Origin of the sequence: aff. Roholtiella sp. LEGE 12411 (assembly GCF_015206995.1) — a bacterium.
GTDB lineage: Bacteria > Cyanobacteriota > Cyanobacteriia > Cyanobacteriales > Nostocaceae > Komarekiella.
In genome coordinates this window covers 1-1419 of record NZ_JADEXR010000315.1, presented here as the reverse complement: position 1 = coordinate 1419, position 1419 = coordinate 1, and the positions used below count along the sequence as shown (strand labels likewise).

Genomic DNA, 1419 nt, shown 5'->3' with positions numbered 1-1419 from the left:
GTAATCCAGTATCCCGGATCGGAAAACCCAACAATTATCCAATCTGCTGATACTGGGTTAGAGCGCTCGCTCTTAATTACAAATGCATTTATCTGCCCTCTTATTTCTTCTTTTGCGTTTTCAATAGCAGAATTAAAAGGCATTTTTTCCAAGCTTGATAGTGACCAGCGCAGAGCAGTCAATTCCGGTGATTCCACAATCGGTGTATCATCAATTTCAATTTTGGAAGCTAACTTCTCAGCTTCCCTGACTAGAAATTTAATTACCTGCTCTTCAAGCTTTACCGAAGAAATCATTTTATTATTTTCACATCCACCAGCTCGCCAGCGCCGACACTGGTAGTAATAAATAGTGCCATATTTTTTAGTAACTCGCTTGCAATGTCGAGTCATCGAAGCACCACAATTATTGCAATTAACTAATCTAGAAAATGGGTTAATATCTTTATCTGTATTTGTCGCCCACTTATTATTGCGATTACCGCGAATCATTTCTTTGACGCGCTCATGCTCTTGAAAAGTGATAATTGCTTCATTGTCGTGGGTGTTCCATATTACTTCCCACTCATCAAAGTGCTTTCGGTTGCGTGAGCGTTGCTTTTTTGCCTCATGATAAGAATCGTATAAAGTACCACCTGCATAAATCGGATTGGTGAATAAATTTCGTATCCCTACTAGTGAGAACTGTAATCCTGTGTACGGGTATCTCAGGGGAGAATTATTGTTTTGTGGCGTAAAAATTACTTGAGACAAATCTTCGTCTGTAATCAAGCGAGAACCAGCGCTTTGCTTCTTCCACCTTCCAGCTTTTACTACCGAAATACCAAATTCTTCATGAAACTTTCGGCAAGCACCTGCAACGCTTCCCATCCTGAAAAATATATCAAATAGATAACGGGCCAGTTGAAAGACAGTGAATTCTTTTTGTCCATCAATCAAGCAAATGCATGGTGTGCTATCGCGGACGTATTTATCCCCATCTACTTGATACCCAAATGGGGCAATTCTGTGGCTTTTTCCTTGGTTGCGTCTGTGACGGCGATCGCTCTTTAACCGTTCTGTTACCATCCGCACTTCAAATTTAGCAGCCGCCAGGAGCATATCAATTGTTAGTTCTCCTCCCAAAGTATCTGGGTCGATTGCTTGGTCAAGAGCGTGTAGCTTGATGCCCTTAGCCCGTAAAATTTCTAGTAGAGAGTAAAACAATCGAGAAGAAGACCCGATACGGTCAATGCGTGTAAATTTGATAGAAGCGACTTCCCCTTTTTTTAAGGTAGCCAAGTCGCCAATCATTCGTTCTAAACCGTCCCGCGTCTCCGTTGTCCGGCTTTGGATGTCCCAGTAAATCCTGGTGCATCCAGCGCCCCGTAGTCGTTCTATTTGCTTTTTGAGTGCTCCTTTGTCTACTTGCTGCTCAGAA

1 protein-coding gene is annotated in these 1419 nt (G+C 42.2%); it reads right to left on the bottom strand.

Annotated features, from left to right (window positions below):
- On the bottom strand, nucleotides 1-1419 hold a 1419-nt coding region (gene xisF, locus IQ246_RS29645), incomplete at both ends, for a fdxN element excision recombinase XisF (RefSeq protein ID WP_194006848.1).